This is a genomic window from Mucilaginibacter tolerans (genome assembly GCF_030519375.1).
Lineage (GTDB): Bacteria > Bacteroidota > Bacteroidia > Sphingobacteriales > Sphingobacteriaceae > Mucilaginibacter.
The window spans coordinates 266,789-282,040 of the sequence record NZ_JAUMKB010000006.1 but is presented as its reverse complement, the minus strand read 5'-3'; the positions used below and the strand labels follow the sequence as shown (position 1 = coordinate 282,040).

Below are 15,252 nucleotides of genomic sequence, written 5' to 3'. Positions count from 1 at the left end.
ATTTATTTTCGTGAACGGTTACTAACAAGCCTGTAAAGTGTTGCAACCAGTACGTCGATGTCAGCACATGTATTGTAAAATGCCAGCGAGGGCCTTACAGTGCTTTCCAGTCCGAACCTTCGCAAAATGGGCTGTGCACAATGATGTCCTGAGCGAACGGCGATACCCTCCTGGTTCAAGGCCGAACCAACTTGTTCAGTGGTGTAGCCATCGAGTACGAACGACAATACGCTTGCCTTTTCCGGCGCTGTTCCGATGAGCCGCAGCCCGGGTACCTGTTTCAGCAATCCGGTAGCGTACAGTAATAGATAATGCTCATACTGCGATATCAGGTCGATGCCAAGTTTTGTTACATAATCTATGGCAGCCCCTAAACCCACTGCATCCGCAATATTGCCGGTACCCGCTTCAAACCGGAGTGGTGCATTATGATATTGTGTATAATCAAATGTGACATCCTTTATCATGTTGCCCCCGCCTTGCCAGGGCTGCGTTTCATTCAGCAGATCTTCTTTCCCGTAGAGCACGCCGATACCGGTTGGACCGAATATCTTATGACCTGAAAAAGCAAACCAGTCAGCATTGAGTGCCTGCACATCAGTGCGCATATGTGAAACCGATTGTGCGCCGTCTACCAGGACTTTCGCACCAGCATTATGGGCCATGTCAATAATTTGTTTTGCAGGTGTAATAGTGCCCAACGCGTTGGAAACCTGCGAAAAGGATACCAGCCTGGTTTTCGCTGTCAGCAGTTTTGCGTATTCGTCTAAAATTACCTGCCCGTCATCATCCACAGGAATAACCCTGATCTTTAATCCTTTTTTTGCTGCAAGTTGTTGCCAGGGAACAATATTGGCATGATGCTCCAGGTGACTGAGGATGATCTCATCGCCTGCATTGAGGTTTTGCTCTCCCCAACTCTTAGCAACCAGGTTGATTGCTTCCGTTGTTCCGCGTACAAACACGATCTCGTTTGGCGACCCTGCATTCAGGAATTGTTGAACTTTTTTGCGGGCATCTTCATAAGCGTCGGTAGACCGAGCAGCAAGTTCATGTGCGGCACGGTGAACATTGGAGTTCTCATGCTCATAAAAGTAGCTTATCCGGTCAATCACCTGTTTCGGTTTCTGGGTTGTAGCAGCATTGTCAAGCCAGATTAGTGGTTTGCCGTTCACCTGCTCCTGCAGAATTGGAAAGTCCTGCTTGATTCGGTTTACGTCAAACGAATGGCCTTCATCATTTTTCAATTCTTGCTGTGCAGTTGCGCTGTTTGCAAAATGTTGTAAATGACTTTTTTCATTAAAAAAGTAAAATGCAATGCCGGTCGGGTTACGCCAAGGTAACTGGGCAGTAAAAGGAACCGAAGGAATATTTCTCAATAACTCATTAAGTTCATCTTCAAAAGGTTGCTCTGACTGATAGGGTAGATAAGCTGGTGCTTCTGGAGATAAAGGTAGGTTTCCGGTAAAAACAGGATGATCATTTATGCTTTCCAAATAAGTTGAGTACCCATTATTTGTTTTAGTATCGGTTTTTAATGCCCTATGAGGGTCCGGGAAACTGGTTTGCGGGTTTTGAAGATCCACCACATTGTTATGTTCGATAGCCGAGGGTGAAATGCCGCTGCCTGCAACAGATTGCGGAATATTGCCCAGACCTGTCGTTTGTGAGCCTGGCAGGTTGGGTTTTTGTTCTTCTATTTTTGCAGTACCCCCTTTGTCAATTGCTGATGGCGACTTTCCCGCACCGGCAACAGAAGCAGGAATGTGCCCGAGGCCAAGATTATTCTGATCGGGTAAACTGGTCTGCGGATTTTTAATATCAACGGCATTACCCTGGTTAGCGGCAGAAGGTGAAATACCGCTTCCTGCAACCGATGCAGGCGTACTAAAACCTATATTGCCTGAGTTAGACAAACCGGATTGAATGCCACGCAGATCAATAGCGTCGCTGCCGGCATACCCGGATGGCGAAATACCCAAACCACCAACGGATGGAGGGACTTTACTAAATCCTACTGATTGAGGCGATGGCACGACCGGATGTGCATGAGGCGATACCACACCACTAACTACATTAATTGCTGATGGAGGGAAATTGCTATGACTTGCAGAAGCAGGAATATTCTCCAAACCCAATGGACTTATACCTTGCCAGTCGCCAGGATGTTGCTGTGATGAAAGTTCCGGAGGTACCGGTGCGGTGGCACCTGGTAAAGCAGAAAAGAATTGATTAGCGAGCTTTTCGAGTTCAGCAATATCGGGCAAGCCCTCGGGATAATTATTTGTACTCATAATAATTGCCTACTTCAACATCTTCGAGAACAGCAATTGCATCATCCACCAAAACCGCCAATGAACAATACAGTGAAACGAGGTAGGATGCGATAGCCTTGTTATTGATTCCCATAAAGCGCACTGACAGGCCCGGAGACTGTTCACCCGGTAAACCCGGCTGGTATAGGCCCACAACTCCCTGGCGGCTTTCGCCTGTACGCAACAGAATTATTTTGGTCTTACCGTTAACAATCGGGACTTTATCTGAAGGAATAAGTGGTATCCCCCTCCAGGTAAGGAACTGAGAACCGAAGAGAGATACCGTGGGAGGTGGAACGCCCCTGCGTGTACATTCCCGGCCAAATGCTGCTATTGCTTGTGGATGGAGCAGAAAAAATCCCGGCTCTTTCCACACTTTTGTGATCAGTTCATCCAGATCATCGGGCGTTGGTGAACCGTTCCGTGTTTTGACCTGCTGCGAAGACACCACACTATTTAGCAAACCGTATTCTTTATTATTGATCAGTTCGCTTTCCTGTCTTTCTTTTACAATCTCTATCGTAAGACGCAGCTGTTCGCTGATCTGATTATAAGGCTTGCTGTAAAGGTCAGATACGCGTGTATGCACATCCAATACAGTGTTCACCGCACTAAGATTATACTCGCGCGGATTTTCTACATAGTCGACAAAGGTTGAAGGAAGTGAGCGTTCATCCCTTGCAGAGCAATCGACTTCTACGGCGTCCGCATCGTTTACCCTATTTAACCGGTAGACGCCCGATTCGACCGGGATCCAGTTTAATAGGTGTGTCAGCCAACGCGGTGTAATAGTTGAGAGTTGAGGGACTGTACGTGTCGCAATCGCAAGCTGTCTTGCGGCTACATCGCCAAGAGCGGTTTGTTTTTGTTTCTGTTCTGCCATTTGATAAAATTTATATAACCAATTTGCTTAATCACTAAGGGTCTCGTTGTCTGTACTTGACAGGCGAGCAAAGTCTCTAAGGAAAACAATGCAATATAGTATATTAAATCTATAGAATATATATACTTTATGAAAAATATTATTCGCTTTCTAAGTTTTGATTATTGGGTGTTAATGAATTTTGAGTTTCTCGTCTTTAAATCTGATCAATTTTGGAATTGACGTTTAATGCAGGTGGGTATGAGTTGGCAAAGCAATAACCGATCTATATAAAGAGCAATTTTTTAATCGCACCGGAAGTGGGTATCACAAATCCTTTCTGCAAACTCTTTTTTTGATAAAACCTTTTCACTGGATGGAGAGTTGAAACATCGAAGTCAAAAATGTCGAATAATTGAAATGCAAACTAAAGGTATTTTATTTACAACTAATTGGGAACATATTATCGAAATAGTCCCAAGCCATTATCTTCTTTATCAGCTGGTCTCCAATCAGTCTTTTACTCCTCCACTTCAATGATTGATTCACTACCAAGGAGGTCATCAAATAATACTTTGATTCTCTTTCATTAGAAGAGCTATCAGCCAGGAGCAAATTCAGAAGATCATCAAACTTGAACTTGAAGACGATAAGCTGATTAATTCACGTAATTATTTTTTATTCAGTTATTATTGCCGGGGCATCAACTTTACTGACCTGGCTAATTTAAAATGGTCTAACATCAGGGACGGGTTTATCAACTATGTACGTGCTAAAACCAAAGAGGAATTTGATTTCAAACTGCATCCGGAGGCCATTAAGATACTTGAGTATTACCGGCATATGGAAGGTAATAGTGATGCTGGCTATGTTTTCCCGATTTTGTATAAACGGCATGGAACGGTACGCTCACAAAGAGATAGGAAGCAAAAGATATTAAAACGTGTTAATCAGGACTTGAAAACCATGGCCGAGAAGGCTGAAATTCAGAAAAACCTGACTACTTACGTCGCGCGTCACAGCTATGCTTCAGCATTAAGAACAAAAGGCATCTCAAAGGAAGATATTGGTAAATCTCTTGGACACGATAGTATCAAGACGACAGAAACCTACCTGGACGAAATTGGCGATCCTCTTTTTGATGACCGGATAAATGATTGTATTTAAATTCTCCTGCCTGAAAAGAAACGCCCTATTGATTAACCGGCCTATCCTTCCAGAATGGACATCAGATCGCCGTTGATGTAATATACGGCCCTGCCATCCTTTCCGGGATATAGTATTTTGGCGGCCACCAGTTCGTTAAAATATTTGGTCAGCGTCGTGCGGGATGTGAGTCCCAATGTCTTGCCTAACAATTCCGGGCGGATATAGGGCTGGCTGAACAGCGCTTCGTTGGCTTCTTTGCTATACCATTTGATTTCGGCGCGTGCATGTTCAAGGGTAGCTTCCATCTGGTTAAGGATACTGGTGATCAGCTGATTGGTCAGTTGTGCGGTTTTTTCTACCGCATCCAGCATATACATAATCCAGGGTTTCCAGCTGCCGCGTTGGGTTACACCGCCCAAATGATGGTAATAATCATCTTTATTTACGATGATGTATTTTGACAAGTACAGTACGGGCTGGTCCAGTAAACCTTTATGGACAAGGTATAAAAGGTTGATGATTCGGCCTGTACGGCCATTGCCGTCGGGAAAGGGGTGAATCGCTTCGAATTGATAGTGCGCAATGCACATTTTTAAAAGCGGATCTGTGGGATAGGTTTCATCATCATTCAGGTAATCGAGCAGGTTATCCATGAGTTGTTCCAGGATGCCCGCGCCGCGGGGCGGCGTATAAATCACCTCGCCGGAACGGAATTCGCTTTGACCGCGCCTGATGACGGTTTGGGATTGTGGCGGGCGCAAAGCTGCGGAGGATTGTTTGATCCGCTGGAATATGCCAACCACGCAATCCATATCTAATCGTTCCTTTGCTTGCAACACATCGAAACCTTGCCACAAGGCTTCGCGGTAACGGAGCACTTCTTTGGTACCGACATTCGTCTGTTCTTCGCGGATGGTTTCAGAAACCGCCTTGTAAAGTTCATCTTCGGTGGTAAAAATATTCTCGATCGCGGTCGAAGTCTTGGCTTCTTGTAAAGCGATGGTATTGATGAGCATATAGGGGTTCGGCAGCCGTTTGACATTGGCGTTGGCTGCTGCCAGCGCACGGGACGTGGTCACCAGCTTTTTGAGGATTTCTACGTCATCGTCGTTCTGCGGTGGCGGCGGAAGCAGTGGCAGCGCATTGTAAGGCTGATTACGGTCGTATGGCATAAGCTATTTGTCCATTTTATCTGATCTTCTGGACAAATGCAAATTAACGGCATTTTAGTGGACATAAAAAGAGCATTTGTCCATTTTCTTTGGTTTCGTGAACAAATTGTTCCCGGAATGATTTCCATGGACACCAAAGCGGCATTTGTTCATTTTTCTTTGTTTGTTGAACAAATAGCCAGGCGGCTGACACCGGCTGAACAAAAGCAGCGCATCCGTTCATTTTTTCCCTTTTTCATGGACATATCCCCCGGAGGATGACCGGGCATTTCAATATTTTTTCCAATTTTGCATCTAACCTATGATAAGCCTATGTTATATTTTTTGTCTTTGCGCGGTTTTGACCCGCGGCGCGGCGTGATCAATGGTTGCAAAGCTACGCGACCAGGATCGGATTAAACTGGTGGGTATTCCTTCTGGCGGGAGCGAGTGCGGTGCTTGTCGCGTTTTTGACGATCAGTTCGCAGGCGATCCGGGCAGCGCTGATGAACCCGGTAAGAAGTTTAAGGACAGAATAAGGTTGCTTCGCGGTTCAATCGCATTTAAATGCTTTGAAAGGCAAATTAGATTTGCACTTAAACGTTTAATCAACGGCAGATGATTCGAGTTAGTTTGCTTGCGGCTGCTATATTTTACTCCTATTCATAGCCTGAGGTATTTCGCCTTTTATGTTGTAAGGGTAATTTTGTTTTGCTTATTAACACAGAATTTTTTCTCTTTTTAACAGTTATTCCATTTTCGCCATTCACCGAAGATGGCCAACGCCAGGATAAAATTCAAGGATATACAAGTAGGCTGATTTGCTTTTGTCTTTCAGCGCCGCCTGTCCTTGAGTTATTACCCGGCTAGGCGCTGTTAGTTGCTTACATCGTAAAAATGGAATGGGCGCTCATTAGGAAGATGAAGGAGGTATGGTTTGATGCCAAATTACACCGCATTTTGCATCACCCCAAAATAAAAAGGTAGCGGGAGCAGGACTTATATTCCTTTAAGTCGGAGCTAAAAGAATCTCAAAGAAATAAATTGAGACTTCCTTTCAACCTAATAAAGCCTAAGAAAATATGTTAAAAATGTTTGACCAATGTTTGACGCAAGGAAAAAGGCTTTATGAACTAAATTCATAAAGCCTTGATAATCAAGTCGGGATGGCGGGATTCGAACCCACGACCTCCAGCACCCCATGCTGGCGCGATACCGGGCTACGCTACATCCCGTAAGGGTACAAATATAATGTATCGCTACTTAAACATGAAAGATAAGATGTAAAGAAACAGTTCGAAGTATTTGGACTCTATATCAGAATTAGCTTGTTGGTGGACGTAAGCCTTACGCAATAGCTCTGGTGTTTATTAAGTTAATAAAAGGAGTCACCAAATGATTTTTCAAATCGCTTACTGATGAGCAGGAAATTTGTTCCATTACTTGTTTTAGCTGGATTTTCAGAGATTCGATGATATGGTCGCCGCCTTCGTCGCCTAGTGCCGCAACTGCATACATAAAGTTCCGGCCCATAAAAGTAAATTCCGCACCGGAGGCCAGGGCCCTTGCAATATCGGGCCCACTTCGCAATCCACTATCCAGCATGATCTTTATTTTACCCTGGTAATTTTCAACTATAGGTCCCAATGTTTTTATAGAGGATGGGCCGGCATCCAGTTGTCGCCCTCCGTGATTAGAAACCACAATACCATCTACTCCCAATCGGATCGCCGCCTCTGTATCTTCTTCTGAGGCAATCCCTTTTATGACCAGCTTACCTTTCCATCTATCCCTTATGGCCGCAATTTTTTGTTCAGTGAGCCGGTTGTCAAAACTGATCTGATTATTTAAGCTCTCCAGGTACGGTTCCATAATAGCAAATTTTGGTCTGCCATATTTCAGCGTTTTAAGCAACCATTCCGGCCTGCCCAAAATTTGAAGAATGTTTTTAATGGACATTTTAGGTGGTAAGCCCAACCCATTACGCATATCCCACGGTCTATAAGCTAAGCTCGGCATGTCGCTTATCAACACTAACACAGGACAACCCGCATCTTCAGCCCTTTTCATAATTTTATCACGCAGATCATTTTCTTTAGGATGATATAATTGAAACCACGCCCGGCCTTCCGTTAATTCGGAGAGCCTTTCGATAGTACTTGTGGTCAGGGTGCTTATTACAAAGGGAATATTATGTCTTAATGATGCTTTTGCTAATATTTCGGGTGAATTGGGCCACATCAAACCCTGAAGGCCCACAGGAGAAATACCAAATGGAAGATCATAGGTGTGGCCAAATAGTTCCGTTCTTAAATCGGGCTCCTTATGATCGGTAATATAATATGGCCTTAGTTCGATATCCCTCAGCTCCGCAGTATTCTTTGAGACAGCAACATTGTCGTTGCAGCCGCCATCCAAATATTCGAATACGAAATTTGGAATCCTGGATTTTGCTTTTTTGATAAGATCGTCTACAGAGGGATATTTGTCTACCATACTCATAATACGGGGCAATGTGTTGGTTGCTTTGTAGTTAATACAGCTGGGCTTGCTTTTTGTTTGAAGAAATTTAATTAATCACAAATATTGCAGCCGCAAAATCCTTTAATCGGGGAATTCGATATAAAACGAGTCTCCGGTTTACATAAAGAAAGATTTAGTTATATTTGATATAATCAAAACATTTCTTTTCCCTTGGCAGAAATTGGAAAAGGTAATTATGCTTGTGCGGGCTTAAATCTGGATAGCACCCACCAATACCGCTTGCGTATAGAAACCAATGGCAACAAGCAATATTTATCTGATTATGTAAAAATATTTGATTCCCCGCCGATTGATAGCATCAGTTACGACATACAAGGAACCCCGCAGGGGGCAGGTCTGAATATTTATGCCAATACACACGACCAAACTAATAAGGTACGCTACTACGGCTGGGAATACCAGGAAACATGGGAGTTTAATTCGGGATTTGATTCGCATTATAAATCCAATGGTGATACGGCGTTACACAGAGACGAAACCAACGATAATATTTATACTTGCTGGCAAGGCGACACGTCAAGCACAATTGTTTTAGGATCCTCAGCCAAATTATCTCAAAGCGTTATTATCAAAATCCGATTCTTTCTATTGCTTCATCTGCAGAGAAATTGAGCGTAGAATATAGTATACTGGTAAAACAATACGCATTATCCGCCGACGCTTATAAATTTTATGCTAATCTGAAAAAGAATACCGAGCAATTGGGTAGCATTTTTGATGCACAACCCTCGGCGATCAGAGGTAATATACATTTTGTCACTACACCTGCTGAGCCTGTTATAGGTTATTTGTGCATAGGCTAAACATCAATCCAGCGAATATTTATTCGTAAAGGGCTATTACCTGCCCTGGAAAAACGAGTCAGCCTGCGCCGGTTGTGTGCTCCTGGTTGATTATGCCAATGAACTGCCCTGTTGTTATTATGCCATCAAAAACAAACAGGGGATTTCGGTGGATCAGGTGGATATTTACATCAATTATTATATGCCTGGGGCTATCGGGTACCTCTATATACCTGTTTCGGCAATTGAATTGCCCGCCCACCCGCCAGTTGGATTTACAGCCGCAACCAAAGAATGTACCGATTGCACTTTAAGAGGAACTAATAAAAAACCTGCCTTTTGGAAATAATGCCAGCACTAAGCAGCCTGTACCGTCTGCTGCCCTAAAACCGGAATTGACTGTTGCTTTTTGAGTTTCTCTTTCCGCAGGAAACGCAAATGCAGCAACCCAATTAACCCGGCTATGATCCCCTCTCCGAGCAGTGTGGCAGGTGTTCCTATCCATTTGGATACAGAACCGATCACCAGGCCGCCCAAAGGTTGCATGCCGAAAACGGCCATCGCATAAAAACTGATTACCCGCCCGCGCATATTGGCGTCAACGGTTGTTTGTATGAGGGTATTGCTTACCGTAACCTGGGCCATCATGCCAAAACCCGTAACTGCTGAAAATACCAGCGCCAGCGGATAACTGCCTTCGTGCGAAAAAAGCACCAAGCCGGCACCAAATATCAGGGTGTTAACTGCCAGTATTCTCTTTAGGTTAGCACCCGGTTTTAATGATGCCAGGAATATGGCGCAGCTAAATGCACCCAGGCCTATCACACTGTCTATAATTCCAAATGTTGATGCCGTTCCTTTAAAAATATCCCGCGCATACACCGGTAGTAAAGTACTGAATGGCATCACCAATAAACTGATCAGCGCCAGCATGATAATGATAAATGCGATCGACGGCGTTTGTTTCAGGTACACAAATCCTTCTTTCATTTCTCCAAAGGCATTTTTGGTATGCACCTGTTTGATATATTTTGGCAACCGCATTAGTAATAACGAGCCAATAACAGCCAGGAAGCTTAAAGCGTTCAGCGTAAAACAGGTGCCGTCACCCAGTTTTTCCAACACAAAACCTGCAATGGCCGGGCCGATCAATCTTGATAAGTTAACCATGGACGAATTGAGGGCCAATGCATTGGGCAGATCCTTTTTATCATCGATCATTTCATACACTAATGCCTGCCGTGCTGGTACGTCGAAAGCATTGATAATACCAAGCAGGACGCTCAGCGCTAATATTTCCCAGACAGCATATTGGCCCAATAATATCAGAATTGCCAATATAACGGCTTGTATCATGGACGCAATTTGTGTGCACAATAACACCTTAAAGCGGTCGTACCTGTCGGAGATGACACCGCCTAATAACGAAAATAAAAAAGAGGGGAACTGGCTTGCAAATAAGGTCAGCCCAAGCATAAAGGTGGAGTGCGTAAGCGAATATATCACCCAGCTTACAGCAGTTTTTTGCATCCATGTCCCGATAAGAGAAACGGATTGTCCGATAAAATATAGCCTGTAGTTTCGGCTTTTGAATGCTTTAAAAGTTGTAATATTCATTTATTTGTTTGGTAGATTTTGTTGTGCTTAAGCTCTATTCGTGATCGACGATCTTATTCAATGGTCCCATCACTTTCTTAAGCATGTTTATTTCTTCTTCATCACAGCTGTCACTTATCGCTTTTGCCAACCATTCATCCCGCTCGGCACGAACGCGTAGCAAGGTTTCTTCACCCGGTTTGGTCAGCGATATCAGCACTTTTCGTTTGTCGGTATCTGAGGCAGTACGGGTGATGTATCCTAGTTCCAGCAGGTGGTTCAATATCTGCGACATGGATTGGTTAGTGATCTTTTCAGAGGCCGCCAATTCGCTCGGCAGCATTTGTTTTTGCTGATACAGCATCGACATTGTCGACCGCTCGGTTAGCGAAAGATGTTGGCCGGAAACCGATTCTTTGCGCAGCTTTTTTATTAACCGGGTAAACAATGTCCGCAGTTCAGATGCCAGTTCCAGATCAGGATATTGAGCCATAGTAAAATAGTTAATTAAACTTATCAGTTTGCCTTACAAATATACAGCGGTTATCCCGGTTTTGAAATGCACGATTATCATTTAAAAGTTATAATTTTGATAGTTACATTGCGTTAGAGCTGTATTTGGCGTATTTGTCTGGAATTATGGTGCGGTCATCAGAAAACTACGAGTTGTTAATCAGCAAGATCGATACTTTCATCCGCAAGTATTATTTCAACAATTTGCTTCGTGGGTTGATCTTTTTAGGTGCTGGGATATTCTCAGCCTACATTGTTATCACCGTTAGCGAGTACTACGGCAACTTCAATTCCGGCTTCAGGACTTTCCTGTTTTACTTCTTTATCCTGCTTAATTTAGGGTTAACCGCATGGTTGATTCTTCCTTCCCTTTTGGCCTGGCTAAAACTTGGAAAAACCCTTACGCATGACCAGGCGGCTGAGATCATCGGGATACATTTTACAGACGTGCGCGACAAACTGCTGAACACCCTTCAGCTTAAAAAACTGGCAGACAGCAACCAGCAGCAACGTGAGCTGATAGAAGCCAGCATTGATCAGAAAATCGAGACTCTCAAACCCGTTAGTTTTCCATCGGCCATCAATATTAAGGAGAATACCAAATACCTTAAATGGGTCATGTTTCCAGCGGCTATTATCTGCATTATTGCATTAACGGCCCCTTCTATGCTAACCGAAAGCACCAAAAGGATCATCAGGCACAACGAGTATTTTGCCCCGGTGGCCCCGTTTAAGTTTGTAGTGTTGAACCAATCGCTATCTGTTGTTCAGGGCGATGATTTTAAACTGAATTTAAAACTGGATGGGAATAAGTTGCCATCGGATGTTTATATAGAAACGGCCAATAATACTTTTAAGTTGGATAAGGAAAATATCAGCCGCTTTCATTACCAGTTCAGTAATCTGCAAAAAAATACTGTTTTCCGATTAACAGCCAATGGATTCACATCTCTGCCATATGAGATAAAAGTTAACCTAAAGCCCTCTTTGCTGCATTTTGATGTTCAGTTAAGCTACCCCGCTTATCTGAATAAAAAATCCGAGCAATTACTTAATGCTGGTGATCTTACCCTTCCAGCCGGAACTACTGTAAAATGGCAATTCCATACGCAGAATGCTACAGGCATCCAGTTTGATATGAATAATAACCGCTCTAATGCGGCGAAATCAGGGGATGACGTGTTTGAGCATACCGAAAGGGTATATAAAAATTCCTTTTACAAGATCAGTCCGCAAAATGAAAATGTAAGCCGGGGCGATTCGGCTTCATATCGCATCAATGTGATCGCTGATGAGATGCCGGCCATAAGTGTTGAGGAGAAATCAGATTCTATCAGCAGCAAAGCGCTTTATTTCAACGGAAAAATTCAGGATGATCATGGCTTTTCTTCTTTAACCTTCAACTATAAAATCGGTGCGCCGGGTGATAAAAATTCGGAGCATAAAACAACCCATTCTGTTAAGGCTGATCTGAGCAAAACCCAAGCTGATTTCTTCTATTTCTGGGATATGAAGCAATTGGGCGCTAAGGCCGGCGACCAGGTGAGTTACTATTTTGAGGTAGCGGATAATGACGGTGTTAGCGGCCCTAAAAAGGTGCGATCGCCTGAGCGTACACTGAATGTACCGGATCAGAAGCAGTTGAATGAGGAGTTGGAAAAAGGCACGCAGGCCGTAAAGGAAAAAATGCAATCAGCCATTAAGCTTGCCACTCAGGTAGAGCGTGATGCCCAAAAGCTGAATCAAAAGTTACTGGATAAAAACACTTTATCATTTGATGAAAAGAAACAGATAGATGACCTGCTGCAGAAGAAAAAGGACCTCGATAACCTAGTGAAAGATATACAGGCAGAGAATAAAAAGAACATGGTTAACCGCCAGGAAAATGAGCAGCAGAATAAGGAGATTTTAGAGAAGCAAAAAGAGATCGAGAACCTGTTTAATAACGTGCTCGACCCAAAAACCCAGGACCTTCTGAAGAAACTACAGGCGCTGATGGACCAGGAGCAAAAGGACCTTACGCGCGATCAGCTATCCAAGATGCAGATGGATAATAAATCGCTGAAAAAGGAGCTCGACCGTATACTGGAACTGTATAAAAAACTGGAATTTGACCAGAAATTAAATCAGAACATTAACACGTTGAACCAGTTAGCTGATAAGCAGCAAAAACTTTCTGAACAAACAAAACAGCAGGGCTCTGACACCAAACAACTGCAGCAGGAGCAGGATAAGCTCAAGCAGGATTTTCAGGATGTAAAGAAGTCGCTCGATGATCTGCAAAAGCAAAATGACAGTGCTGAACAGAAAAATAATTTTGAAAATCCGAAAAGCGAAGAGCATAAAATCGATCAGCAAATGAGCCAAAGTTCTGATGAATTGCAGAAGAATAATAAGCCGAAAGCAGCTCAGTCACAGCTAGATGCCGCAAGGCAAATGCAGCAGATGGCCAAGCAGATGGAGGATAAAAACCAGGAGGGAGAAGACACACAAAACAACGTTGATGCGCAGCAGCTACGCGAATTGTTAAAAAATCTCGTTAATAGTTCATTCGATCAGGAAAAAGTTATGGAAACGTTGAAAAATACTAACCCAACTGATCCAAATTATGCTATATTAGCACAAAAACAAAAGGACATAAAAGACAATTTAAAAACGGCAGAAGACAGCCTTTATGCATTGAGTCGACGGGTTCCACAAATACAATCGACTGTAAACCAAGAGATCTCAAGCATAAATAGCCACATTGAAGAGTCGTTGGAAAATTTGAGCGACCGCCGCACGGCAGAAGCATCAAGAAACCAGCAATATGCCATGACATCAATGAACAACCTGGCACTGATGCTGAATGAAGCGCTTGAGCAGTTGCAGAATTCGATGAAGAACGGAAAAAGTGGCAAAGGAAAGGGGAAACAGCCATCCCTATCGCAGCTAAACAAGATGCAGCAGCAGTTGAACCAGAACATGCAGCAGATGCGCGATCAGCTGCAAAAACAGGGTGGAAATATGTCACAAAGTCAGCGGGCCGGCATGAGCGAGCAGCTGGCAAAAATGGCCAGGCAGCAGGAAATGATAAGACAGGCGCTGCAGGAAATTAATAAAGAAGAGAATAAAAACGGTACCGGAGGTCTTGGTAATTTGGATAAAATTTCAAAAGAAATGGAACAAACTGAGAACGATATCGTAAACAGACGAATAACTGATGAAGTGCTAAAGAGGCAGCAACAGATCCAAACCCGGATGCTTGAAGCAGAAAAAGCTCAGCAACAAAGGGATCAGGATCAAAAAAGGGAAAGCAATGTAGGGAAAGATATGCCTCCAGGATACATTAAGGCGTTGCAGGACTACCAAAAATCGAAAGAAAAACAGACCGAACAAATTAAGACAGTATCTCCGGCACTTAATTTGTACTATAAACAAAAAATAAAATCTTACTTTGATCAACTTAATGCCAAATAACATGCAAGAAGCGAACGTACAAACCAGCGAGCTTTATACTTTACAGCTCCCTTCCAAACCGGAAAGCATAACGCAGCTGGAGCTTTTAATAGAGCAGATAGCAGATAAGCACCATGTTAGCGAAGATACATTTGCTAATATGATGACTTGCCTGAATGAGATTGCTATTAATGCTATTGTACATGGTAACAAATTAGACGAAAACAAGAAGGTGATCATCAACGCTGAAGTAGATGCGAAACGTGTTATATGGACAGTAACCGACGAGGGTGAAGGATTCGATTACGATCACCTGCCTGACCCAACTGCCGAAGAAAACCTCGAAAGCTTAACAGGACGTGGTGTTTTCATTGTAAAACAGCTTGCCGACCAGTGCATATTCAACCAAAAAGGAAATGAAGTTGAACTTCATTTTAAAATATAATGCCCTCCATAAATTTTTTTGAAGAGGATATCAGCTTTAAACTAAAAAATAAAACAGCGGTAAAACAGTGGGTAAAAGCCGCTATTGAAGCCGAAGGTTACAAGCTTAAAGAACTCAACTACATTTTCTGCTCAGACGAATACTTGCTGAAGATCAACCAGCAGTATTTGGATCATGACACGTATACCGATATTGTCACCTTTGATAATTCAGAAAAAGACGGAATTATCGAAGGTGATATTTTTATCTCTATTGACCGTATTCGCGAAAATGCCATAAAATTCAATTCGGGAGAGATACATGAGCTACATAGGGTGATTATCCATGGCGTCCTCCACTTACTTGGCTATCAGGACAAAGCGGCAGAAAAAAAGAAGATAATGACAGCAAAAGAAGATCATTATCTCAGTCAGATAAATTTTACATAATTCCGATAGATATTTTCAGTCAATTGCGG

The 15,252-nt window shown here is 43.2% G+C and carries 12 protein-coding genes, 1 tRNA gene and 1 pseudogene; 7 read left to right on the top strand and 7 right to left on the bottom strand.

All coding sequences use genetic code 11. From position 1 onward, the window contains the following. Nucleotides 1-2: 2 nt before the first annotated feature. Nucleotides 3-2,294 carry a family 2A encapsulin nanocompartment cargo protein cysteine desulfurase gene (locus Q3A68_RS11215; protein ID WP_302901176.1) on the bottom strand — a complete coding sequence of 764 codons (2,292 nt, stop codon included), beginning with the start codon at nucleotides 2,292-2,294 and terminating at the stop codon, nucleotides 3-5. Then, the gene (locus Q3A68_RS11210; RefSeq protein WP_302901175.1) at nucleotides 2,281-3,198 is read right to left on the bottom strand and encodes a family 2A encapsulin nanocompartment shell protein; all 918 of its coding nucleotides are present in this window, start codon (nucleotides 3,196-3,198) and stop codon (nucleotides 2,281-2,283) included. Before Q3A68_RS11210 ends, Q3A68_RS11215 begins: the two co-directional genes overlap by 14 nt. A 567-nt stretch (nucleotides 3,199-3,765) precedes the next feature. On the opposite strand from Q3A68_RS11210, the gene Q3A68_RS11205 reads away from it, so the two are divergent. Then, nucleotides 3,766-4,344: a site-specific integrase gene (locus Q3A68_RS11205; RefSeq protein WP_368045669.1), complete on the top strand. Its 579-nt coding sequence runs from the start codon at nucleotides 3,766-3,768 to the stop codon at nucleotides 4,342-4,344. A 41-nt stretch (nucleotides 4,345-4,385) separates the two neighbouring features. On the opposite strand, the gene Q3A68_RS11200 is transcribed toward Q3A68_RS11205, so the two are convergent. Beyond that, entirely contained in the window at nucleotides 4,386-5,498 is a 1,113-nt protein-coding gene (locus Q3A68_RS11200; protein WP_302901174.1) for a Fic family protein, read from the bottom strand. A gap of 36 nt (nucleotides 5,499-5,534) precedes the next feature. On the opposite strand from Q3A68_RS11200, the gene Q3A68_RS11195 reads away from it, so the two are divergent. Together Q3A68_RS11195 and Q3A68_RS11190 are read left to right on the top strand one after the other, a co-directional pair. After that, entirely contained in the window at nucleotides 5,535-5,759 is a 225-nt protein-coding gene (locus tag Q3A68_RS11195) for a hypothetical protein (RefSeq protein ID WP_302901173.1), read from the top strand. A 103-nt stretch (nucleotides 5,760-5,862) separates the two neighbouring features. Next, nucleotides 5,863-6,099, top strand: a complete 237-nt coding sequence (locus Q3A68_RS11190; protein ID WP_302901172.1) for a hypothetical protein — start codon at nucleotides 5,863-5,865, stop codon at nucleotides 6,097-6,099. 539 nt (nucleotides 6,100-6,638) lie between these two features. Here Q3A68_RS11190 and Q3A68_RS11185 read toward each other — a convergent pair. Together Q3A68_RS11185 and Q3A68_RS11180 are read right to left on the bottom strand one after the other, a co-directional pair. After that, nucleotides 6,639-6,712 (bottom strand) — tRNA-Pro (locus Q3A68_RS11185). 112 nt (nucleotides 6,713-6,824) lie between these two features. Continuing rightward, a complete protein-coding gene (locus Q3A68_RS11180) occupies nucleotides 6,825-7,979 on the bottom strand; it encodes an alpha-hydroxy acid oxidase (RefSeq protein ID WP_302901171.1) in 1,155 nt (384 codons plus the stop codon). 192 nt (nucleotides 7,980-8,171) lie between these two features. On the opposite strand from Q3A68_RS11180, the pseudogene Q3A68_RS11175 reads away from it, so the two are divergent. Next, a pseudogene (locus Q3A68_RS11175) lies at nucleotides 8,172-8,824 on the top strand (DUF4249 domain-containing protein). 336 nt (nucleotides 8,825-9,160) lie between these two features. On the opposite strand, the gene Q3A68_RS11165 reads toward Q3A68_RS11175, so the two are convergent. Together Q3A68_RS11165 and Q3A68_RS11160 are read right to left on the bottom strand one after the other, a co-directional pair. After that, entirely contained in the window at nucleotides 9,161-10,420 is a 1,260-nt protein-coding gene (locus Q3A68_RS11165; RefSeq protein WP_302901168.1) for an MFS transporter, read from the bottom strand. Between the two features lie 34 nt (nucleotides 10,421-10,454). Then, nucleotides 10,455-10,892: a MarR family winged helix-turn-helix transcriptional regulator gene (locus tag Q3A68_RS11160; protein ID WP_302901167.1), complete on the bottom strand. Its 438-nt coding sequence runs from the start codon at nucleotides 10,890-10,892 to the stop codon at nucleotides 10,455-10,457. Nucleotides 10,893-11,038: 146 nt separating this feature from the next. Here Q3A68_RS11160 and Q3A68_RS11155 point away from each other — a divergent pair, with 146 nt between their 5' ends. The 3 genes from Q3A68_RS11155 to ybeY are packed head-to-tail and all read left to right on the top strand — an operon-like array spanning nucleotide 11,039 to nucleotide 15,223. Beyond that, the gene (locus tag Q3A68_RS11155; protein ID WP_302901166.1) at nucleotides 11,039-14,371 is read left to right on the top strand and encodes a DUF4175 family protein; all 3,333 of its coding nucleotides are present in this window, start codon (nucleotides 11,039-11,041) and stop codon (nucleotides 14,369-14,371) included. A 1-nt stretch (nucleotide 14,372) separates the two neighbouring features. After that, nucleotides 14,373-14,795, top strand: coding sequence for an ATP-binding protein (locus Q3A68_RS11150; protein WP_302901165.1), 423 nt, complete (start codon nucleotides 14,373-14,375; stop codon nucleotides 14,793-14,795). Further along, a complete protein-coding gene (ybeY, locus tag Q3A68_RS11145) occupies nucleotides 14,795-15,223 on the top strand; it encodes an rRNA maturation RNase YbeY (RefSeq protein ID WP_302901164.1) in 429 nt (142 codons plus the stop codon). Before Q3A68_RS11150 ends, ybeY begins: the two co-directional genes overlap by 1 nt. Nucleotides 15,224-15,252 lie beyond the last annotated feature (29 nt).